This is a genomic window from Streptomyces sp. SX-6, from assembly GCF_059089585.1.
Genome location: NZ_JBTHHU010000001.1, coordinates 1 through 22,384, shown reverse-complemented (window position 1 = coordinate 22,384; position 22,384 = coordinate 1). Strand labels below are relative to the sequence as shown.

Below are 22,384 nucleotides of genomic sequence, written 5' to 3'. Positions count from 1 at the left end.
GCGCCGACGGCCCCGATGTCGCGAGGGTCGCGATGCCCAGGATCACCCAGCGGGAGCCTGCGCTGGGCGGACAGGAACTAGTCGCGGACCTGCCGGAGCCCCATCCGTTCGGAGGCCGCGTTGTGGTCGAGCTCCACGCCGGCGCCGCTCAGCTCCAGTTCCTCCCGTGCCAGGTCCAGCAGCCGGACATCGTCGGCGAGGTGTACCCGGCCCTCCGCGTCGACGGCGTAGGGTGTTGAACTGCACTCTTTCTAGTGGTGTATGGGCGATCATGACCACTCATGAGTGAGTGGTCCGTATGGTCGTCGGCGTGAATCTGACCGAGTGGGCGAGGGCTCAGGGTGTGCTCCGCAGACGGCGCGGCGGTGGTTCCGTGAGGGGACCTTGCCGGTGCCCGCGGAGCGTGTGGGTCCGCGCACGATCCTGGTGAATGTGGAGGCCAACGCGGCTCCGCAGTCGACTGGGGGCGTGGGCCTGTACGCACAGGTCTGCTCACGCGACCAGAAGAAGGATCTGGAGCGGCAGATGGCGCTGCTGGTGCAGTGGGCCGCGCAGTCGGGGCACCGGGTGGTGCGCTGCGAGGCGGAGATCGCCTCGGGCGTGAACGGCTCGTGTGCCAGGGCGCGGCGTCTGCTGGCCGACCCGCAGGTGACCATGATCGCAGTTGAGCGCAAGGACCGGCTGGGGTGGGTGAACACGGAACTGGTTGAGGCCGCGTTGTCTGCGTCCGGGCGGCGTCTGATCGTGCTGGACGCTGGTGAGGCTGCGGACGGCCTGGTGCGTGACATGGTGGAGGTGCTGACGTTGTTCTGCGCCCGCCTGTACGGTCGCCGTTCGGCACGCAACCGGGCGGAAAAGGCCCTTCGGGCGGCGGCCGCCGATGGATGAGAGGAAGCGTCTGCGCCCCGTCGAGGCGCCGTTCGTCGCCCCTGGCCCGACTGGTGTCGCGATCCGTGACCGGCTGCGGCACCTGTCCGCTCAAGACGAGGAGGTGCTGCGGCTGGTGGGCGAGCACTTGGGGAGGCTGGCTTCCCGTGACCTGGCCGCACGCTGCCGGGACGGTCTGGAGCACTCCACCGACACGTGGGCCGCCCGCAAGCGGGAGTTGACCAGTGAGTCGTCCTCCCGCTGGGCAGGGTCGATCACGAAGGCCACGCACGATCAGTGGGCGCTGGCCCGCCGCTGCCAGCTCGCGCACATTCAGTCTCTTCAAGCGGGTGTGCGCACGCTGAGGCACCGGCTGTCCCAGCCGGTCGGAAAGAAAGGCACCAAGCGGGCGCCGGGTGGCTACCGCAGCAAGCAGGAGTGGTTCGCCAAGTCCCGTCGCCTGCAGGTCCTTTGCGGTCGGCTGGAGCGGGTGCAGGCGGACCGTGAGGCCGGGCGCGTGCATGTCGTACGCGGAGGGAAGCGTCTGCTGAACACCCGGCACAACCTCGACGCCGCCGGGATGAGTGAGGCTGCCTGGCGGCAGCGGTGGGAGGCCGGGCGCCGGTTCCTCGCCGCGGACGGCGAGTCCGGCAAAAGGTTCGGCAACGAGACCATCCGCGTCACGCCCGACGGCGAGATCAGCATCAAACTGCCCGTCCTGCTCGCTGAGTACGCGAACACCAGGAACGGCCGGTACACGCTCACCGGCCGCGTGCAGTTCAAGCACCGGGGCAGCGAGTGGGCCGATCGTGTCACCGCCGACCGTGCCGTCGCATACCGCATCCACTACGACGTGGCCCGCGACCGCTGGTACCTCACCGCATCCTGGCAGCGCTCCGTTGTCAAGACGCTCCCGCTGGACGCGGCCCGCGCCCACGGCATGATCGGCGTGGACACCAACGCCGATCACTTCGCCGCCTACGAACTCGACCGGCACAGCAACCCCGTCGGCAACCCGCACCGCTTCTTCTTCGGCCTGACCGGCACCGCCGATCACTGTGACGCTCAGGTCCGGCACGCGATCACCCGTCTGCTGCACTGGGCCAAGCGCCTCGGCGTGGCTGCGATCGGCATCGAGAACCTCGACTTCCAAGCGGAGAAAACCCGCGAGAAGCACGGGCGCCGCAAGCAGTTCCGGCAGCTGATCTCCGCCATGCCCACCGGCAAGCTCAAGGCCCGCCTCGTCTCCATGGCCGCCGAACACGACCTCGCGATCGTGGCCGTGGACCCGGCTTACACCTCCAAGTGGGGCGCCCAGCACTGGCAGAAGCCCCTTACCAGCACCAAACGAAGCATGACCCGTCACGATGCCGCGAGCATCGCGATCGGCAGGCGCGCCCTCGGGCACCCGATCCGGCGACGGACGGCACCGCCCCCGCACGACCAGAGCGATCGTGCGGGGCATCGGACCGCCCAGGCCCCATCGGGCACCCGAGGGCGTGAGGGAAACCGCCCCCGCATCCCTGGACCACGGACACGATCCGTGCGCGCCGAATGCGGAGCGAACGCGGTGGACCAGAACGCCCAACACCGTTCGGGGCGTTCGGCTGAGCATGAGTACTGGCAACAGCACTCACTCCCGCTCAGTCCCTAGAAACGGTGTCCTCCATGCCGATCCGCAGGATGTCGACCTGGCTGTCCGGCTGAGCCGCCCAGGCGGCGCAGCGCACACGGGCGGGTATCGCGGCGCGGTCCGACGCCCAGGGGCCTGAAGTCCTCTGTGTGAAGGTCCCGGTTCGTGCAACCCGCGGGAGTGTGCGCCGAGTTCGGCAATGGGACGGTAATGATCCGCGGTTCGTCCCGTCAATGCTGAACTGGTCATGTCACATGAGTTTCAACGGAGCGTGAAACCGCTTCTCCCACCCCCGGGCCGGGGACCGTGCGACCATCCGTTGCACAGCAGCAGCTTGCGCACGCCCTGGATGGTGTAGGTCATGCGCAAGCGCCGGCGGATCAGGACCTGGACACGCTCGAGGGTCCACTGCGCGTCGGGCCAGCCGTGGGCGTCTACCCCCTCACGCAGGTCTCGTTCCAGCCGCCAGGAACTGGGCTTCCCCGAGCCTGGGCAAGGACGCCCGCTCCCGGATGGTCGGAGCGCGGGGCCCCTCCTCCCGCCAGGCCCGCCGCTACTGCTGCACCGACCGCACGCTGACCCTCAGGGACTTCACGATCGTCGCGTTCTTCCCGCCGCTTCTTCTCGCCGCGCGCGGCCGGCGAATGTCCGCTGCCTTGTGTGGATGTATCGCCCAATTCATCTCTTGACCGGGTCGTGGGCACCCGGACGACCGTGCCGTTTCGTCCGTTGTCAGTGCGACCGCCTACTCTGTGCGACGTGACTTCTCCAGCCCCGGCGGTGGTTCCGCCCCAGCTCAACGGGCCCGCGCGGCCTGCCCCGGGCCCGGCCGCCGACGAGGGCCTGGCCCGCAGGCTTCGCGCGCTCGCCTGCACGGCGCCGCTGCACGACCTGGACGCGCGCAAGGCCAACCTCGCTGGTGAGTACGGCATCTACGCCATGGCCGAGGTGGCGCTGGCCGCCATCGACCTCGTCACGCTCAACATGGACTTCGACACCGGCGCCGACCATGAACAGATAGTGACGAGACTGCTGCCCCGCGTCGCCGCCCAGGCACCCGGGCGGCCCGCGACCGAGCACGAGCGCGTCGCCCGCTGGGTGCTGGAGAACCTCATCAACGTCGGCAGCGTCGACCGGGGCTTCCGCGCGGTCTACGGCACCTTCGGCCCGGACGGCGTCTACGTCCGCCGCGACTACGACTTCAAGCTGGTCGAGGAGGTGCCCGGCCCGGGCGGCACGGTCTTCCTGCGCACCACCGACGAGGCTGTCAACGTTCTCGTCGGCGCCCTCGACACGGACGTCACCAGCGCCCAGATCGCCGCCGAGGTCAAGCTCGAGGTCCTCATCAGCCGCGGCCGTCTCGCCGACGCCCAGCTCGCCGCCGAACAGGCCCGCTACCGCACCGTGCAGTACGCGGAGACCCTCCGCAAGACCCTCGACGCCACCCGCCGCAACGTCCGCGCCGTGGACTGGCTGCGCACCGTGCCCGACATGATCGCCGAGGCGCTCGAGCACGTCGCCGACCGCTACCGCCACGAGAACGCGATCCTCACCAACATCCGCAAGGCGCGCGACGAAGCGGAGGGCGCCGAGCACAAGCGGCGCGCCGCCGAGCTCGTCGACATCGTCAAGGACTGCATCCGCAGGCACACCCAGCTCCAGTCCCGGCTGCTCCAGGCCGGCCCGCTGTTCCGCGCGGAACAGGACCGCCAGGCCTTCGCACCCCCCGCCGCCCGCGCGGGCCTGGACCTGTACGGGCAGCTCCTCGCGCCCGTCCTCCCGCTCCCGCTCGAGCACGCCGGACGGGTCACCGACGCCTTCTTCGCCCGCGGCACGGGCCTGCGCACCCCGGCCTCCGTACGCGTCGGCGACCTCGTCGACATGCTGCTCACCCCGCCCGCGGAGCGGGAGCACCTGGGTGCCGAGATGCCCGAGCCGGACCTGATCGCCACCCCGGACGACAGCCGCTTCAGCGAGGAACAGCTCGCGAGCGCCATGGAGTTGCTCGACCTCCCGGCCGACGCGCCGCGCCGCCTGTCCGGCCTCCTGGCCGACGCCCGCCGCCGTGACCCGGACCTCCCGTACCTCGTCGCCCTGCTCGCCGTGCACGCCGCGAGCCCGTCGGTCGGCACCGCCTACCGCCAGGGCGAGCAGGCACTGCTGTTCGCGGTCGACGACGGCACGGAACTCGACGACCCCGAGTTCGGCGGCGCCGACCTCATCGTCGGCAAGGCCCTCCTGGACGCGGCAGGCATGGCGGCGGACCGCAATCCAGCCCGTCCGGCCTTTGAGGACCGGGGGTCCGGGGGCGGAGCCCCCGGAAGAAACGGTGAAAGGGCGGGGCAGGGGCACAACTCCCCACCGCAGCAAGCACTGGAGCAGCAACCGTGATTGACCACGACGTCGACATCGACGACGAACAGGGCGCACCCAACCCGGAACCGAGCCCCCCGAGCGGCAGCGGCAACGTCACACCCGCCGACGCCGCCGACGCGGCCCGCCTCGTCTCCTTCGGCCTTCAGCCGAAACTCGTCCCCGCCCGCGATGCCGAATACGCCGAACTGCTGCGCCGCCACCGCGACGACCCCGCCTTCGCGCGTCTCGCGGACGCCGTCGCCGCCGGACTCGGCCTCGTCGTGCTCGAGGTCTCCACCCGCGCCGGCATGGCCGTCACCGCCGCGGACGACTCGGTCTTCGCCGTCCGCATGGGCGACTACGCCCGCCGGGCCACCTCCGACGCGGGCGACCGCTTCCTGCACGGCCTCGCCCATCTCGCGGTCGCCGCCATGGCCTTCCCGCGCCCCGAGGACCTCGCCGACGACGGCTACATCGGCCGCGTCACCGTCAACGGCGTCGACGCCTTCGTCCGGCAGGCCTGCCGCAGGCTCGAGGAGCAGGCCGCCGAGCAGGGGGAGAACACCGACCCCACCAGCGACACCCCCGGCCTCGAGGCCGCCTGGCGGGTCTACGCGCGGCGCAGCGCGACGGGCGCCACCAAAGACGCCCGCCGGCTGGCCGGTTCGACCACCGGCATCATCGGCAAGGCCGTCGCCTTCCTCGTCGACTCCGGCTTCCTCCAGCGCACCGGCGACGACGCCGGCGGCACCTACCGCACCACGCCCCGCTATCAGCTCCAGGTACGCGACATGGCCGGCAATGCCGCCATGACCGAGTTGCTCGAGCTGGGTGTCGTGCCGGTCGGCGACGGCAGCGCGACCCTGCTGCCGCCGGACGACACCGACGACCTCGCCCTGGCCGCCGACGCCGGTCTGCCGTTCCACTCCTGATCCCCGATCACCAACTCGCCCTGCTTCTGCGACAAACGAGAGTCCGCCGCCATGTACGAGCTGTCCCGGGTCCGCCTCTACTCCATCGGGCCCGCCGGTGCGCGCTACGCCGACACCGTGCTGGACCTGCGGGGTGTCGGCGCGCCGGTGCCGTCCCCGGCGCCCCAGCAGGCGGAGTTCTTCGCGGAGGAGCCCGTCGGACCGCCGCGCCGCCCCGCCCCCGCGGGTGTCCTCTTCCTGGAGAACGGCGGCGGCAAGTCCGTCCTCCTGAAGCTGATCTTCTCGGTGATGCTGCCGGGCCACCGCAACACCCTGGGCGGCGCCAGCTCCGGCGTGCTGCGCAAGTTCCTCCTCGCCGACGACTGCGGGCACGTCGCCCTCGAGTGGCAGCACGTCCTCACCGGCGAGAGCATCGTGGTCGGCAAGGTCAGCGAGTGGCGCGGCCGCCAGGTCTCCAACGACCCGCGGAAGTTCGCCGAGGCCTGGTACTCCTTCCGCCCCGGGCCCGGGCTCAGCCTCGACTCCCTGCCCGTCTCCGAGTCGACCGCCATGCGCGGCCCCGCCGACGGTCCGGCCGACGGCAGCTCCGGCGCCCGCGGCCGTCGCCGCACCATGAAAGGTTTCCGCGACGCCCTCACCGAGGCCGGCAAGGCCTATCCGCACCTGGACGTGGTGTGGGAGGAGATCCACGAGCGCTGGAACGAGCACCTCGGCGAGCTCGGCCTCGACCCCGAACTCTTCCGCTACCAGCGGGAGATGAACGCCGACGAGGGTGAGGCGGCCGGCCTCTTCGCCGTCAAGAACGACTCCGACTTCACCGACCTGCTGCTGCGCGCGGTCACCGACACCCGGGACACCGACGGCCTCGCCGACCTCGTGCACGGCTTCGCGCACAAGCTGGGCCGCAGGGCGGAGCTGACCGCCGAGCGGGACTTCACCGCCGGTTCGCTCGACCTGCTCTCCCGCATCGCCGAGGCGGGCACCCGGCGGGACGCGGCCCGCGGCGTGCACGCCGGTGCCGAGCGCCGCGTCCGTACGCTCGCGCGCCGGCTCTCCCGGCGCGGCGCCGAGGAGCGCGGGCGCGCCGCCGAGCTGGCCGGAGAGGTCGCCGCCGCCGCGCACCGCGTCACCGACGCCGAGACGGAGCGCGGGCGCAGCTCGCTGATCTCCGCCGAAATCGCCTACCGGCACGCCTCGTTGGCGCTGGCCGCCGCCGAGAAGGCCGCCGCCGCCCAGCGCCGCGAGCTCAACGACGCCCGTACCCTGCACTCCGCGTGGCAGGCCGCCGAGACCGTACTGCGCCACCGGGCCGCCGAGGACCGTTCCGCCCGTGTGGCCGCGGCCATCCACGAGGCCGAGCGCGACGCGGCCCCCGCCCTGGCCGCCCGGACCCGGGCCGCCGCGGAGCTGGTGCACGCCCTCAACACCGCCGCCGCCGGGGGCGAGCGGCTCGCCGAGGAGCAGGAGGCGCGCTCCGCCGTCCTCCAGGAGGCGGGCGAGGCCGCCCACCGCGACGCCACCGCCGCCGCCACCGAGGCACAGCGCGCCCGCAGCGAGGCCGGACATCTGCGCCAGCGCCTCGCCGAGGTCGAGCAGGAGACCGCCGACGCGGTCCGCGCCGGATGGCTCGACGACACCGCCCCCGACAGCGACCCCGCCCGTGCCGCGCTCGCCGCCAGCGACGCGGAGAAGCCGGCGGTGGCCGCGTACGAGACCGCCCGCGAGGCCGCGCGGCAGGCGGCCGACCGGGCCAAGGAGGCCGCCGCCGTCGAGAGCCGTGCGGAGCTGGCCGCCGCCCGTGCCGCCGACGCGGCCACGGCGGCCGGGTCGGCGTACGAGGCGGAGCGGCGGGCAGCCGAGTTCCTCGGCGCCGAACCGCGCCTCGCAGAACTGCTCGGGCTTCCGCAGCCGGGAGCCGCGGGCCAGGTGCCGGCGCAGCGCCCGGCGTCCGCCGGCGGCCCGCTGACCGCCGAGGAGCTGGACCGCAGCGCGGCCGCGCTGCGCGAGCTGCTCGACGACACCGTCGCCGCGACCGAGCGGCAGTTGTTCGAGCTGCGGACCGCTGCCGCCGACGACTCCCGCATCCTGGGCGCGCTCGGCGACGGCGGCCTGCTGCCGCCCAGCCCCGATGTGCTGGCCGCCGTCGAGTACCTGGGCGAGCACGGCATCCCGGCCCTGCCCGGCTGGCGCTACCTTGCCCAGGCCGTCGACCCCGCCGACCACGCCACCGTCCTCGCGGCCCGCCCCGAGCTCGTCGACGGCGTCGTCATCACCGACCCCGACGCCCACACCCGGGCCCGCGAGGTGCTGGGCGCCGCGTCGCTGCTGCCGCGTTCGGCCGTGGCCGTCGGCACCGCCGCCGCGCTGCTCGCCCCGGCGCCGCGGGCAGGGGCGCAGGACAGCGACGCCTCCCAGGTGTTCCTCGTGCCGCCGAACCCGGCCATGCACGACGAGCGCGCCGCCGACGAGGAGCGCGGCGCCCTGCGCGAGCGCGCCGCGGCGCGCGACGAGGAGATCCGCGCCATGGCGGCCCGGCTGGCCGGCGACCGTACGCTCGCCGCCCGGCTCGCCTCGTGGCGCGACGGCTGCCCGCCCGGCCGGCTCGCCGAACTGGCCGAGGTGGCCGAGCGGTCACGCACCGTCGCGGACGCCGCGCAGGAGACGCTGACCGAGGCCCGGATGGCCCGCGCCGAGGCCGAGGAGACCGCCGCCGAGACCGCCCTGCTGCGCGACGAGCGCCAGGAGGCCGCCCAGCGGGCCAGCCGGGTCGCCGACGCGCTGGCGGGCCTGGCCCACCGGCTGCGCGAGCGCACCTCCTGGCAGTCGCGCCTGCGCGAACTCACCGAGGAAGCCGCCGAGTCGGAGGAGCGGGCGGCCGTCTGCGTGGACCGGGCGCGCGCCGCCGACGAGGACCGCCGCGCCGTCCAGCGCGCCGCCGATGACGCCCACCGCACGGCGCGCGCCCTGCGCGCGGAGCGCGCGGAGATCGCGGGCGCCCCCGACGACCTCACCGGGACCGGCCAGGAGCCCACCGCCTCGCTGCCCGCCCTGCGCGAGGCGTACCGCGCCGCCTCGCAGGTCTACGAGAAGGTCGGCGTCGGCGCCGACCTGCGCGCCGAACAGGCCCGTGCCGAGAGCGCAGAGAGCGCCGCCCGCGCCGAGCTCGACCGGCTCACCAACAAGGTGCGCACCCGCGCCGCCCAGCTCCTCGAGAGCCCCGACGGCGCCGACGGCCCGTCCCGCCAGGCCGCGGCGGCCCGCGCCGAGGCCCTCGTCCAGATGCTGGAGAGCCGCGCCTCCGCCGCCAGCGAGCAGCTGGGCCGGCTGCGCGGCGAGGCCGAGCGGCTCGCTCCGGCCGACGGCGACGCCCACACCGAGCTCCCGGCGGAGCTGACCCCCGCCGACGCCGACCAGGCCAAGGAGCTGCTGCGCACCGCGACCGCCGGACTCGCCGCCCGTACGGATGCGCTGGAGGGCGCCCGCACCGCGCACGCCGACCTGCTGCGCTCCCACCGCGCCGCCGAGGACGCGGCCACCGGGTTCGACGACACCGCCGCCCTCCTGCGCGACCTGCTGCGGGACAACTCCCCCGAGGAGACGGAGGAGCCCGAGCCCTACGCCGGGACGCTGGAGGAGGCCCGCCAGGCCGCCGCCGAGGCCCGCCGCTCGCTGCGCGGCTGCGCGGGCGACCTGTCGGCGGCCGAGTCCGCGGTCCGCGAGGCGAGCGACGTGCTCGTCCGGCACGCCAACTCCACCCGCTACGAGCAGGTGCGCACCCCGGCGCGGCAGCAGATCCGCGAACTGCCCGCCGCCGCCCTGCCCGAGCACGCCGCCGCGTGGGCGGACGCCTTCGCGCCCCGCCTGCGCGTCCTGACGGACGAGCTGGAGCAACTGGAGCGCAACCGCGACAGCATCGTCGACCGGCTGCGCGGCATGGTCGAGTCCTCGCTGGCCACGCTGCGTTCGGCCCAGCGGCTCTCCCGGCTGCCCGAGGGCCTGGGGGAGTGGTCGGGCCAGGAGTTCCTGCGCATCCGCTTCGAGGACCCGGACCAGACGAGCCTCACCGAGCGGCTCGGCGAGGTCATCGACGAGGCGACCCGCTCGGCCGTCAAGAAGAACTCCGACCTCCGCCGTGACGGCATGTCACTGCTGCTGCGCGGTGTACGGGCCGCACTGCTGCCGCGCGGCGTGGCCGTCGAGATCCTCAAGCCCGACGCGGTGCTGCGCGCCGAGCGGGTACCGGTGGGGCAGATGGGCGACGTGTTCTCCGGCGGCCAGCTGCTGACCGCCGCCATCGCCCTGTACTGCACGATGGCGGCACTGCGCAGCAACGACCGGGGCCGCGACAAGCAGCGGCACGCGGGCACGCTGTTCCTGGACAACCCCATCGGCCGTGCCAACGCCACCTATCTCCTGGAGCTCCAGCGGGCCGTGGCCGACGCCCTCGGCGTGCAACTGCTCTACACCACCGGCCTGTTCGATACCACGGCCCTGGCCGAATTCCCGCTGGTGATCAGGCTGCGCAACGACGCCGACCTGCGCGCGGGCCTGAAGTACATCAGCGTCGAGGAACACCTGCGCCCCGGCCTGCCGCAGCAGGACCCGGAGGCGGAGCCGGTGCACGGGGAGATCACGGCGACCCGGATGTTCCGCCGCCCGGAGGAAATCGCTTCCGCATAGCGGGCCACCGCGGGCCGCGCTCACGGATAGCGCGGCCTGCGGACCCTGCGTATCTCGCGTGCCGAACTGCTCGGCACGGAGAACACACCGTGCCGCTGGCGCCACACCTGCCGGGTCACCCACACATCGAGCACACCCCAGGTCGCCGCCACCGTGCTCGCCACCGTGGACAGCACCACCGGGAAGGCGTACCAGGACGAGACGAGGGTGAGCAGCAGGGCGATCATCGCCTGCACCAGGGTCACCGCGACGATGACGACGGCGCGCACCGCGGCCCTGCGGACCGGGTCGGGCATGCGCGGCCGGTGCACCGGCTCCTCGACCCACAACGGCCTGCGCGCCTGCGGCACATGACCTCGCGACCGCTGCACGGCGGCTCACCTCCCCCAGTGGCTGCCCGACGGGGACTTTCCCGGAACGCCTCCCAAAATAACCCGACACTACGACAGCCGTACCGGGCACCCACGACAGTTGAGCCGCTTTGGGAGAGAACCGCCGCTCGCACACCCCTTCGGGCGTGTCCTGCGGCAGTAGTAGGCTCACGCCGCATCAGTGTCGGGACACCACCCCCGTACCGCGGGGGGACGTGGGGGAGGACATGTCCTTTCGGGGAAAGACGATCCGCCGGAAGATCGTGGCGTTACTCCTGGTGCCCCTGTTGTCCCTGACAGCCCTATGGGCCTTCTCCACCGTGATCACCGGCATGGAGGCCACCGAACTCCTCGCCGCCGCCGAGGTCGTGCGCAAGGCCGGCACCCCCGCCCAGGACATGGTGCGGGCCCTGCAGAACGAGCGCCGCGACGCCCTCGTCCGCCTCGCCGACCCCCGCGCCCGCACACCGGACGACCTCCGCGCCCGGCAGCGCACCACCGACAGGATGATCTCCGCCTTCCGGGCCGGCGTCGACGACGACGTGCGCGGCGACATGAGCCCCGCGGCCGAGAAGTGGTACCGCAGAGTGGAAAGAGGCTTCGACGGCCTCGAGGCCCTGCGCCGCAAGGTCCGCGACAACACCATCACCCGCGACTCCGCCTACCAGGCCTACAACGAACTCATCGACCCCTACTACGAGTTCCTGGGCACCCTCGGCTCCGTCCAGGACGCCGACCTGGCCAAGCAGGGCCGCGCCCTGGTGAGCCTGTGCCGCGCCCACGAAGCGGTCGCCCGCGAGGACGCCCTGCTCGCCGCCGCGTACGCCGCCTCCACCATGACCGCACGCGAACTGCGCGCCTTCGCCGACCGCGTCGCCGAACGCAGGATCCTCTACAGCACCAACATCACCGTCCTGCCCATCGAGGACCAGAAGATCTTCGACGACTACTGGCGCGGCACCAGCGCCCGCTCGCTGCGCGCCGCCGAGGAGGCGGTGATCGGGTCCGACACGGGACAGGCAGCCGTCCGCGCCGTCGACCCCAGGCGCTGGCAGGCGGACGTCGGCACCGTCGTCGACGACCTCGCCCGGCTGGACGCCGAGGCCATCGCACGCCACCGGGACCGGTTCGAACCCGTCGCGATCTGGGTGCTCGTCAAGGCCGCCGTCGCGGGCGTCCTCGGCCTCGCCGCACTGATCGCCTCGATCGTCGTGTCCGGGCGCATCGGCCGCGGCCTGGTCCGCGAACTGCTCGCGCTGCGCCGCGAGGCCCACGAGGCCTCGGGCGTACGGCTGCCCGGCGTGCTGCGCCGGCTCGCCGCCGGCGAGCCGGTCGACGTCGCGACCGAGGCGCCCCTGCTCGACTACCCGCCCAACGAGATGGGCCAGGTCGGCCGGGCCCTCAACACCCTGCAGCGCGCCGCCGTCGAAGCCGCCGTCAAACAGGCCGACCTGCGCCGCGGCGTCGCCGACGTCTTCGTCGGACTCGCCCGGCGCAACCAGGTCCTGCTGCACCGTCAGCTGACCCTCATGGAGACCATGGAACGCCGCACCACGGACCCCGGCGACCGCGTCGGCCTCGTCCGCCTCAGCCACCTCACCACCCGTATGCGCCGCCACGCCGAGGGCCTGGTCGTCCTCGCCGGCGGCTCCCCCTCCCGGCAGTGGCACCAGCCGGTCGCGCTGATGGACGTCGTACGCGCCGCGGCCCACGAGGTCGAGGCGTCCGAGCGCATCCAGCTGCGCCGTCTGCCCCGGTCGGCCGTGCTCGGTTCCGCCGTGGGCGACCTCACCCACCTGCTCGCCGAACTCCTCCAGAACGCCACGGACTTCTCGCCGCGGCACACCGCGGTGCAGGTCGTGGGGGAGAGCGTGCCCAACGGCTTCACCCTCGAGATCCACGACCGCGGCGACGGCATGACCCCCGACGCCCTGCTCGACGCCAACCTCAGCCTCGCCCGCACCGCCGAGTTCGAGCTCTCCGACACCGGCCGCCTCGGCCTGTTCGTCGTCGGCCGGCTCGCCCGGCGCCAGGGCGTACGGGTCTCGCTCCAGCCCTCCCCGTACGGCGGCACCACCGCCGTCGTCCTCATCCCCTCCGCGCTGTTCACCGACGCACCGGACGATCCCGGAACGACGGAATCCGAAGCGGGGACCGGTGCCCGGCTGTTCCCGCTCCACGGCCCCGTCGAACTCGAGCCGCCGCTCGGCCCGTTCGAGACGGACCCCGGCCCCCCGGACCCCGGCCCCCCGGACGACGAACCACGACCCCGCCTGCGGAGCGTTCGCACACCTCGCGTACCCTCCGGCGAACAACATCACCAGGCCGGGGAACCGGCACCGCCCGGCGGGCTGCCCCGGCGGACGCGCAGGCCGCGCCCCGCCCCACCCCCCACGGAATCCGCAGCCCCGCCACCGCCGCGCGACGCCGACGACGTACGGGCCCGCATGACCTCCCTCCAACGGGGGTGGGAGCGCGGGCGCATGCGGGACCGGCCCGGCACGACGGCACCACGAACGACAACCGAAAGGGACGGCCGATGACCGCCACACCCCACGCTCCGGCAGCCACCGAGCCTGCCGAGCCGACCGGCGCGGGCAAGCTGAACTGGCTCCTCGACGACCTCGTCGAGCGCGTCGGCACCATCCGCCAGGCCCTCGTCCTCTCCGGCGACGGCCTGACCATGGGCACCTCCAAGGACCTCGGCCGCGAGGACGCCGAGCACCTGGCCGCGATCTCCTCCGGCTTCCACAGCCTCGCCAAGGGCGTAGGCCAGCGCTTCGCCGCCGGGCAGGTGCGCCAGACCGTGGTCGAGCTGGACAAGGCGTTCCTCTTCGTCACCGCCGCCGGCGATGGCAGCGCCCTGGCGGTGCTCGCCGACGCCGAATCCGACATCGGGCTCGTCGCCTACGAGATGACGCTCCTCGTCCAGCGCGTGGGCGCCCACCTCGCCAGCGCACCGCGCATATCCGGCTGACGCCACGGAGGGCGAAGGGGCGCCCCTACCCGCGCAACCGCACCGGGTACGACGCCCTTTCGCCCTCGCCCTCCTGATCCACCGTCACCGCGCCGTCCCGCCACCGCGAGGTGAACCGCACCACACCCCCGCCCCGGTACCCGATCAGCACCCCGCCGCCCGTACGCCCCCGCGCCGGCGCCCACACCTCCAGCTCCACCCCGCCGTCCGCGGCCGTCACCGGAATCACCGAACCCGCCCGCGCCAGCACCGGGATGCGCGGCAAAGGAGCCTCCAGCAGCACCTGCCCCGGCCCCTCGTAGGCCCGGCCCGTCGCCGTGTCGTACCACCGGCCGCGCGGCAGCCGCACCGCCCGCCGGTCCGTCCCCTGCTCCAGCACCGGCGCCACCAGCAGCGAATCGCCCAGCAGGAACGCGTCCTCGCAGTCCCGCAGCACCCGGTCCTCCGGCGAACGCCACCACACCGGCCGCACGTACGGCGCGCCTGTACGCCGCGACAGATGCGCCAGGGTCACGAAGTACGGCAGCAGCCGCATCCGTTCCCGCAGCGCCGTGCCCGCGTGCTCCAGGACCTCCGCCCCGAACTCCCACGGCTCCCGGCGCCCCGCCGAGATCGCCGAATGCGTACGGAACAGCGGCAGATAGGCGCCCAGTTGGAACCAGCGCAGAAACAGCTCGGGCGACGGCGAGCCGGTGAAGCCGCCGATGTCCGGGCCCGAATACGGCACCCCGCACAGCCCCAGCCCGAGCACGAGCGCGAGGGAGGCCCGCAGGCCCGGCCAGCCGGTCGCCACGTCACCGGACCACGTCCCGCCGTAGCGCTGCATGCCCGCCCAGCCCGAGCGCGAGAAGAGGAACGGATCCTCCCCGGGCCGCAGAGCGCACAGCCCCTCGTACGAAGCCCGGGCCATGGCCAGCCCGTACACGTTGTGCGCCTCACGGTGGTCGCCGCCCCGGCCCTCCAGCGCGTGCCGGGCCGAACGCGGCAGGGACCGGTCGCCGAACGCCGCGAACGACACCGGCTCGTTCATGTCGAGCCAGAACCCCGCGAAGCCCTGCGCCAGCCGCTCCGCGTACAGCCCGCCCCACCACGCGCGCACCCGCGGATCGGTGAAGTCCGGATACACCGACTCGCCCGCCCACACCTCGCCCCGTACCGTCGGACCGCCCGCGTCGCGCACGAAGGCGTCCAGCTCCGTGCCGCTGTCGTACGCCGCGAGGCCCGGCTCCGCCTTGACCGCCGGGTCCACGATGGACACCAACCGGGTCCCTTCCCCCTCCAACTCGGCCGCCAGCCCCGGCAGATCGGGGAAGCGCTCGCGGTCGACGGTGAAGACGCGGTGGCCCCGGTAGTGGTCGATGTCCAGATGCACGGCCGACAGCGGCAGCCCCCGTTCCCGGTAGCCGGCCACCACGCGCCGTACCTCCTGCTCACTGCCGAACCCCCAGCGCGCGTGGTGATGTCCCAGCGCCCACTCCGGCGGAAGCGCCGCCCCGCCGCTCAGCGCGGCCCAGCCGTGCAGCACGCGCGACGGGGTGCCCGCCAGCACCCAGTAGCGCAGCGGACCCCCGTCCATCCGGATCTCGCAGCGACCCAGTCGGTCGTGCCCGGAACCCTCGCCCTCCTCGCCCTCCCACAGCGTCACCCGGCCGTCCCACGAGTTGTCGTGGAAGACCAGGTGCGTCCCCGCGTCGGCCACCACCAGCTGGACGGGCATCGTCACGTACAGCGGATCGTCCCCCGGCCCGAACGAGCCGCCCGGATCGGTGTTCCACAGCCGGTACGTCCCGTCCCGCAGCCGCGGGCCCGCCGATCTGCCGCCGAGGCCGAAGAACCGCGCGTCCGCCGCCACTTGGGACCGCTGCACCCAGCGCGGCCCCGCCTCCTGCGCCGCGGCCGCGTCCACCGGCTCCCACCAGCGCGGCGGCTGGTCCCGCCGCAGGACCTGCCCGCCCGGAGTCCGCACCTCCACCGTCCCGTGCCGGGAGACCGCCACCAGCACGCGCTCCGACAGCACCCGCCAGCCGCCGTCCGTGTCCGGCTCCAGCACCGCCCGCTCGTCCGGCTCCGGTACGGGCCCGGCCAGGGCGTACGACGGCTCCGGCTCCGCACCGTCCCAGCCGCAGAACACCGCGCCGCCCGCCGCCACCCGCACCCGCAGCGACGACCGCGCGAACCGCACCACCCCGCCGCCCGGCAGCGGCTCGGCCCCCTGCGCCGCCCCCGGGACCCTCGCCCGCTCCCTGCCCGGCCGCGGCAGCCCCGCCGCGTCCGCGCGCCGGCGCCGCCACGCGGACCGCAGCGACCGCAGCATGCGCACCGCCTCCACCGTCCTGACCGAAGTCACCCATTTGACCGTCCGCTCCAGGTCACGCGCATCCATGCCGCTCACCCTGCCACCGACTCCGCCCGCGGCGCGGTCCGTTCGGTCCCCGTTCACCCCGTGAGCACGGCCACTGCCGTGATCCGGGCCGCAGACCCTGGTGCCCGAGTCGATCACGTGGCATCGTCCTCGTCAGCCCGCGTCACCGCGCACCACGCGGCCGCGGCGACGCCCACGACGCGTACAGCCGGGAGCAGCCAGATGAGCACCGCACCGCAGCAGGCCGACCAGCCGGAGCCCCTGTGGCGGCCCGGCGCGGACCGCATCGCCCGCGCGCAGGTCACCCGATTCCAGGCCTGGGCCGCCGAGCACCACGGTGCCCCCGCTCCCGTCCCCGGCGACCCCGCCGCGAGCTACGCCGCGCTGCACCGCTGGTCCGTCACGGAGCTGGAGCGCTTCTGGCAGGCGGTGACCGAGTGGTGCGACGTGCGCTTCTCCAGTCCGTACGAGACGGTGCTCGCCGACCGTGGGATGCCCGGCGCCACCTGGTTCCCCGGCGCCACCCTCAACTACGCCGAACACGCTCTGCGCACAGCCGAGGACCCGGCCCGCGCCGGTGAACCCGCCCTGCTGCACGTGGACGAGACCCACGACCCGCGCCCGGTCACCTGGGCCGAACTCCGCCGCCAGGTCGGCTCCCTGGCCGCCGGGCTCCGCCGCCTCGGCGTACGCCCCGGCGACCGCGTCAGCGGCTACCTGCCCAACGTCCCCCACGCCGTCGTCGCCCTGCTCGCCACCGCAGCCGTGGGCGGGGTGTGGACCTCGTGCGCCCCCGACTTCGGCGCCCGCAGCGTGCTGGACCGCTTCCAACAGGTCGAGCCCGTCGTGCTGTTCACCGTCGACGGCTACCACTACGGCGGCAAGCGGCACGACCGCGCGGACGTGGTCGCCGAACTGCGGGAGCAATTGCCCACCCTGCGCGCCGTCGTGCACATCCCGCTGCTCGGCACCGAAGCGCCCGAGGGGGCGCTCGAGTGGGCCGATCTCACCTCGGCGGACGTCGAGCCGGTCTTCGAACAGGTCCCCTTCGGCCATCCGCTGTGGGTGCTCTACTCCTCGGGGACGACCGGCCTGCCCAAGGCCATCGTCCAGTCGCAGGGCGGCATTCTCGTCGAGCACCTCAAGCAGCTCGCGCTGCACTGCGACCTCGGGCCCGGGGACCGGTTCTTCTGGTACACCTCCACCGGCTGGATGATGTGGAACTTCCTCGTCTCCGGCCTGTTGGTGGGCTCCACCGTCGTGCTCTACGACGGCAGCCCCGGCCACCCCGACATCTCCGCCCAGTGGCGCGTCGCCGAACGCACCGGCACCACGCTCTTCGGCACCTCCGCCGCCTATGTGATGGCCTGCCGCAAGGCGGGCATCCACCCGGGCCGCGACCTCGACCTGTCCCGGATCGGGTGCGTGGCCACCACCGGCTCGCCGCTGCCGCCCGACGGATTCCGCTGGATCCACGACGAGGTGTCCCCCGACATGTGGATCGCCTCCGTCAGCGGCGGGACGGACGTGTGCAGCTGCTTCGCCGGTGCCGTGCCGACCCTGCCCGTGCACATCGGCGAACTCCAGGCCCCGGGCCTGGGCACGGACCTCCAGGCCTGGGACGCGCAGGGCAAGCCCGTGACCGACGAGGTGGGCGAGCTGGTCATCGCCGCACCCATGCCCTCCATGCCCGTCCGGTTCTGGAACGACCCCGACGGCAGCCGGTACCGCGAGAGCTACTTCGAGATGTTCCCCGGCGTCTGGCGCCACGGGGACTGGATCACGCTCACCTCGCGCGGCAGCGTCGTCATCCACGGCCGGTCCGACTCGACCCTCAACCGGCAGGGCGTCCGCATGGGTTCCGCCGACATCTACGAGGCCGTCGAACGGCTCCCCGAGATCCGCGAGTCCCTGGTCATCGGCGTGGAGGAGCCGGACGGCGGCTACTGGATGCCCCTGTTCGTACACCTCGCCCCGGGCGCCACGCTCGACGACGAACTGCTCGACCGCATCAAGCGCACCATCCGCCAGGAACTCTCGCCGCGGCACGTCCCCGACGAGGTCATCGAGGTCGCGGGCATCCCGCACACCCTCACCGGCAAGCGCATCGAAGTACCCGTCAAACGCCTCCTCCAGGGCACACCCATGGCCAAGGCCGTCAACCCCGGCTCGGTGGACGACATCGGGCTCCTGCACTTCTACGAGGAGCTCGGCCGACGCCGCAGGTCGGAGTAGTCCGCAGCGGCGTTGTCAGTGCCTGTGGTTACGGTGAGTGAGCATTGGTTACTCACCGAGGGGGAGTGGCGTCATGGCGCACACCGACAACCACCGCAAACAGCCGAGCCCGCGGCAGATGCTGCGCAGGGAAACGCCCAGCACCGTGGCCGTGCTGGCCGACGAGCAGGACTTCGCCGCCATGCGGCGGTACACGAGCTTCGCCTTCCACGATCACGCCGCCTACCTGAGGCACGTGGACGGACTGCTCAGAGTGCTCGCCGCCCAGGGCACGTACACGAGCGTCGCGCTGTTCGACCCCGTGGACTTCGAGGAGTACTGCGCGGATCTGCGCCTGGACCCCGACACCCCGGTGAGCCGCACCCGCTACGTCGCCGACGTGGCCGCGGCCGGGGCGACCGTGGCGTACGAGGGCCAGCCGATGACCCGCCTGCTGCCCCTCCTCGTCGGCGAGAACGAACGGCAGATCACCTGGGAGTACGCCACGGAACTGCTGACCCGCGGCGACTGCGGCACCTGTGGCGAGGACATCGGCACGGCGTCCTTCGCCCGGGCCTCGCAGGCCGCCCGCGGACTCGTCGAGGCCCTCGGGCAAGGCACCCACCACCTCGTGTGCAGCGTCCCGGCCGACGGGGACGTCCCGCTGCTCGCCCTGCTCCACGTCGAGTGCGGACAGGACGGCCGGGTGCTGGTGACGGAGCAGGACGCCCTGATCTTCTGCACCGTCCTGGCCGCCGGCCTCGCCACCGGCCGGCCGACCGGAGTCGTCGCCCGCACCCGCGCCTCCGGCCCGGCGGACAGGGACAGGGTCAGGGGCTGGAGTCTCAAGGAGGGCTGGCTGCGGCCCCTGACCGAGGCCGAGGTCTTCTCCGCGTACTGCACGGACGCGGCCACCGGCGATCTCGTACCACCGGAACCCGACGTGGAGTACTGCGCGGGCATGGCACTGGACGAGCCCAACGGGGAGGACACGGAAGGGAGTTGAGAAACGGAGCGAGGGGTGCCCCACCAGCCGGTGGAACACCCCTCGCCTCACTCGGGCGACGCCCGTATCACCGGCTCACTCGCCGGACAGCACCGCCTGGGCGGCCAGACGGGCCTCCTCGGCCGTGTCCGTGGCACGCGCGGCAGCGGCCGCACGCTCGCACTGCGCGAGCGTGTGCTTCGCCAGCGTGGCGCGCACGTACGGAATCGAGGCGGCCCCCATGGACAGGCTCGTCACGCCCAGACCGGCCAGCACACAGGCGAGCAGCGGGTCGGCGGCGGCCTCGCCGCACACGCCACAGCTCTTGCCCTCGGCCTTCGCGGCCTCTGCGGAAGCGGCGACCAGGTCGAGCAGCGCGGGCTGCCACGGGTCCTGCAGCCGCGACACGGCACCGACCTGACGGTCCGCCGCGAAGGTGTACTGCGCCAGGTCGTTGGTCCCCAGCGACAGGAACTCGACCTCCTGCAGGATCGAGCGGGCCCGCAGCGCGGCGGACGGAATCTCCACCATCGCGCCGAACTTGGCCTGCAGCCCGGCCTCGCGGCAGGCGTCGGCGAAGGCCTTGGCGTCGGTCCGGTCGGCCACCATCGGGGCCATGACCTCGAGATAGACCGGCAGCCCCTCGGCCGCCTTGGCCAGCGCGGTGAGCTGCGTGCGCAGCACCTCCGGGTGGTCCAGCAGCGTCCGCAGGCCCCGCACGCCCAGGGCGGGGTTCGGCTCGTCGGCCGGCGTCAGGAAGTCGAGCGGCTTGTCCGCGCCCGCGTCCAGGACGCGCACCACGACACGGCCCTCGGGGAACGCCTCCAGCACCTTGCGGTAGGCCTCGACCTGCTTGGCCTCGGACGGCGCCTTCCTGCTGTCGTCCAGGAAGAGGAACTCGGTGCGGAACAGGCCCACGCCCTCCGCCCCCGCCTCGACCGCGGCCGGTACATCGGCGGGACCGCCGACGTTCGCCAGCAGCGGCACCTTGTGACCGTCGGAGGTGGCACCGGGACCGGACGACGCGGCCAGCGCGGCCTTGCGTTCCTCGGCGGCCCGGGCCAGCTCGGCACGCTTCTCGGCGGTCGGGTCGACGAAGACATCGCCCGTGCTGCCGTCGACGGCCACGACCGTGCCCTCGGCCAGCTCACCGGCACCCGGCAGCGCCACGACGGCCGGCACACCGAGCGCACGGGCCAGGATCGCGCTGTGGCTGGTCGGCCCGCCCTCCTCGGTCACGAAGCCGAGCACCAGAGCGGGGTCGAGCAGCGCGGTGTCGGCAGGAGCCAGGTCGCGGGCGATCAGTACATACGGCTCGTCGCTGTCCGGCACGCCCGGCATCGGCACGCCCAGCAGACGGGCGACGATGCGGTTGCGCACGTCGTCGAGGTCGGCCACGCGGCCGGCCATGTACTCGCCGGCACCCGCCAGCAGCTCCCGGTAGTGCGAGAACGCGTCGTACACCGCGCGCTCGGCAGTGCTGCCCACGGCAACGCGCCGGTCGACGTCGGCCATCAGCTCCGGGTCCTGCGCGATCATGGCCTGGGCCTCGAGGACATGCTGGGCCTCGCCGCCGGCCAGGTTGCCCCGCGCGATGAGGTCGGCAGCCACAGCCTCGACGGCCTGGCGGGCGCGCCCCTGCTCGCGCGGCGCCTCGTCCGTCGGAATCTGCTTGGCCGGCGGCTCCAGCACCGCCGTGCCCATGTGCCGCACTTCGCCGATCGCCACGCCGTGGCTCACGCCGACGCCTCGCAGCGTTGTCTCCATCATCAACCGTCTCCGTTGGTGCGGCGGACGGAGCCGCCGCGGTGGGGGTGTCGTACGTCGTGCCGCCCGCACGGGCGGCCTCGGCTCACTGCCAGCTGAACAGCTCGTCGCCGGCCTTGACCTCGCCGTCCTCGCGCACACCGCCGAGCGAGTCGGCGGTGGCCTCGAGCGCGACGACCGGGGAAATCGGCGACTTGCCCGCTGCCTCGACAGCGGCGGGGTTCCAGCGCACGACAGCCTGGCCCCGCGTGACGGTGTCACCCTTGTTGACGAGCAGCTCGAAGCCCTCGCCATTGAGCTGAACAGTGTCGATACCGAGGTGCGTCAGCACGCCGTGCCCCTCCGCGTCGACGACGACGAACGCGTGGGGGTGAAGCGAGACGACAACTCCGTCGACGGGCGCAACCGCCTCGGACGGCTCGCGAACCGGATCGACAGCGGTACCGGGTCCCACCATCGCGCCGGAGAAGACCGGATCGGGCACTGCCGCGAGTCCGATGGCGCGTCCGGCGATCGGGGACGTCACGGTGGTCATGGGAAGCCTCCCAGGGGTGGAGATTCATCACGCACCGTCACTACCTGTCCTGGACGGTGCACTGACCAGAGCCTAAGTCATAGGAACTGACGGTTCCGCACGAGCTGGCCCACCCGGCGATCAGTGCTGTGCGTAATCGATTTGCCTCGCCCCGACGGGAGCTGTACTGTCAGATCCCTGCCCACGACCGAGGCCCGCAGTCAACTGCTGGCAAGGTGCGGGCGGCCTCTATCAGATGTGATCCTTTTCCGGATCTGCTGCTGCGCGTTTTCGCATGCCTAAGTGCATACGAAAGGGCCGGTGGCAAAAGGAGCGGGAAACACCTGATAAAGTATGAAGCACCGGAAGGGAAGCGCCCGGAGGAAAGCCCGAGAGGGTGAGTACAAAGGAAGCGTTCGTTCCTTGAGAACTCAACAGCGTGCCAAAAGTCAACGCCAGACTATAAAACAACCCCGTCCCCTTGTGGGATGAGGTTCCTTTGAAAAACACAGCGAGGACGCTGTGAACATCCGGGCTTATTCCGCCTGGGTGTTCCGCTCAACGCGAGTGTTGAACCCGCAGTTTTTAATTAAACGCAGCCGGGTACACATTCACGGAGAGTTTGATCCTGGCTCAGGACGAACGCTGGCGGCGTGCTTAACACATGCAAGTCGAACGATGAAGCCGCTTCGGTGGTGGATTAGTGGCGAACGGGTGAGTAACACGT

Annotated in this window: 14 protein-coding genes, 1 rRNA gene and 1 pseudogene; 11 read left to right on the top strand and 5 right to left on the bottom strand. The window is 73.0% G+C overall.

Annotated elements, in window-relative coordinates; translation table 11 throughout:
- Nucleotides 1–32 precede the first annotated feature (32 nt).
- The 3 genes and pseudogenes from ACV530_RS00080 (at nucleotide 33) to ACV530_RS00070 (ending at nucleotide 2,521) form a co-directional block, all read left to right on the top strand.
- On the top strand, nucleotides 33–239 hold the full coding sequence (locus tag ACV530_RS00080; protein WP_494330071.1) for a hypothetical protein: 207 nt from the start codon (nucleotides 33–35) through the stop codon (nucleotides 237–239).
- Nucleotides 240–310: 71 nt separating this feature from the next.
- Nucleotides 311–888 (top strand): annotated as a pseudogene (locus ACV530_RS00075) (IS607 family transposase).
- Entirely contained in the window at nucleotides 881–2,521 is a 1,641-nt protein-coding gene (locus tag ACV530_RS00070) for a transposase family protein (protein ID WP_494330070.1), read from the top strand. The pseudogene ACV530_RS00075 and the gene ACV530_RS00070 overlap by 8 nt, the downstream one beginning before the upstream one ends.
- A gap of 240 nt (nucleotides 2,522–2,761) precedes the next feature.
- On the opposite strand, the gene ACV530_RS00065 is transcribed toward ACV530_RS00070, so the two are convergent.
- Nucleotides 2,762–2,950, bottom strand: a complete 189-nt coding sequence (locus tag ACV530_RS00065; RefSeq protein WP_494330520.1) for a winged helix-turn-helix domain-containing protein — start codon at nucleotides 2,948–2,950, stop codon at nucleotides 2,762–2,764.
- 309 nt (nucleotides 2,951–3,259) lie between these two features.
- Between ACV530_RS00065 and ACV530_RS00060 the strand changes: the two genes are divergently transcribed.
- The 3 genes from ACV530_RS00060 to ACV530_RS00050 are packed head-to-tail and all read left to right on the top strand — an operon-like array spanning nucleotide 3,260 to nucleotide 10,467.
- Complete coding sequence (locus ACV530_RS00060) at nucleotides 3,260–4,891, top strand: hypothetical protein (RefSeq protein ID WP_494330069.1); 1,632 nt, start codon at nucleotides 3,260–3,262, stop codon at nucleotides 4,889–4,891.
- The gene (locus ACV530_RS00055) at nucleotides 4,888–5,787 is read left to right on the top strand and encodes a hypothetical protein (protein ID WP_494330068.1); all 900 of its coding nucleotides are present in this window, start codon (nucleotides 4,888–4,890) and stop codon (nucleotides 5,785–5,787) included. The genes ACV530_RS00060 and ACV530_RS00055 overlap by 4 nt, the downstream gene beginning before the upstream one ends.
- Before the next feature lie 51 nt (nucleotides 5,788–5,838).
- Nucleotides 5,839–10,467, top strand: a complete 4,629-nt coding sequence (locus ACV530_RS00050; protein ID WP_494330067.1) for a coiled-coil domain-containing protein — start codon at nucleotides 5,839–5,841, stop codon at nucleotides 10,465–10,467.
- A gap of 20 nt (nucleotides 10,468–10,487) precedes the next feature.
- Here ACV530_RS00050 and ACV530_RS00045 read toward each other — a convergent pair whose 3' ends face one another.
- Nucleotides 10,488–10,838 carry a hypothetical protein gene (locus ACV530_RS00045; RefSeq protein WP_494330066.1) on the bottom strand — a complete coding sequence of 117 codons (351 nt, stop codon included), beginning with the start codon at nucleotides 10,836–10,838 and terminating at the stop codon, nucleotides 10,488–10,490.
- 227 nt (nucleotides 10,839–11,065) lie between these two features.
- On the opposite strand from ACV530_RS00045, the gene ACV530_RS00040 reads away from it, so the two are divergent.
- Both ACV530_RS00040 and ACV530_RS00035 read left to right on the top strand, forming a co-directional pair.
- Complete coding sequence (locus tag ACV530_RS00040; RefSeq protein ID WP_494330065.1) at nucleotides 11,066–13,381, top strand: sensor histidine kinase; 2,316 nt, start codon at nucleotides 11,066–11,068, stop codon at nucleotides 13,379–13,381.
- Complete coding sequence (locus tag ACV530_RS00035) at nucleotides 13,378–13,815, top strand: roadblock/LC7 domain-containing protein (protein ID WP_494330064.1); 438 nt, start codon at nucleotides 13,378–13,380, stop codon at nucleotides 13,813–13,815. Before ACV530_RS00040 ends, ACV530_RS00035 begins: the two co-directional genes overlap by 4 nt.
- A gap of 25 nt (nucleotides 13,816–13,840) precedes the next feature.
- On the opposite strand, the gene ACV530_RS00030 is transcribed toward ACV530_RS00035, so the two are convergent.
- Nucleotides 13,841–16,198 (bottom strand): glycoside hydrolase family 31 protein, encoded by a 2,358-nt coding sequence (locus tag ACV530_RS00030; RefSeq protein ID WP_494330063.1) that lies wholly within the window; start codon nucleotides 16,196–16,198, stop codon nucleotides 13,841–13,843.
- Between the two features lie 201 nt (nucleotides 16,199–16,399).
- Between ACV530_RS00030 and ACV530_RS00025 the strand changes: the two genes are divergently transcribed.
- Nucleotides 16,400–18,412 (top strand): acetoacetate--CoA ligase, encoded by a 2,013-nt coding sequence (locus ACV530_RS00025; protein WP_494330062.1) that lies wholly within the window; start codon nucleotides 16,400–16,402, stop codon nucleotides 18,410–18,412.
- A gap of 73 nt (nucleotides 18,413–18,485) precedes the next feature.
- On the top strand, nucleotides 18,486–19,397 hold the full coding sequence (locus ACV530_RS00020) for a DUF8829 domain-containing protein (RefSeq protein WP_494330061.1): 912 nt from the start codon (nucleotides 18,486–18,488) through the stop codon (nucleotides 19,395–19,397).
- A 75-nt stretch (nucleotides 19,398–19,472) separates the two neighbouring features.
- Here ACV530_RS00020 and ptsP read toward each other — a convergent pair whose 3' ends face one another.
- Both ptsP and ACV530_RS00010 read right to left on the bottom strand, forming a co-directional pair.
- Nucleotides 19,473–21,143 carry a phosphoenolpyruvate--protein phosphotransferase gene (gene ptsP / locus ACV530_RS00015; protein ID WP_494330519.1) on the bottom strand — a complete coding sequence of 557 codons (1,671 nt, stop codon included), beginning with the start codon at nucleotides 21,141–21,143 and terminating at the stop codon, nucleotides 19,473–19,475.
- An 85-nt stretch (nucleotides 21,144–21,228) separates the two neighbouring features.
- Nucleotides 21,229–21,678: a PTS sugar transporter subunit IIA gene (locus tag ACV530_RS00010; protein ID WP_494330060.1), complete on the bottom strand. Its 450-nt coding sequence runs from the start codon at nucleotides 21,676–21,678 to the stop codon at nucleotides 21,229–21,231.
- A 589-nt stretch (nucleotides 21,679–22,267) separates the two neighbouring features.
- On the opposite strand from ACV530_RS00010, the gene ACV530_RS00005 reads away from it, so the two are divergent.
- Nucleotides 22,268–22,384 (top strand): 16S ribosomal RNA (locus ACV530_RS00005); the annotation flags it as partial.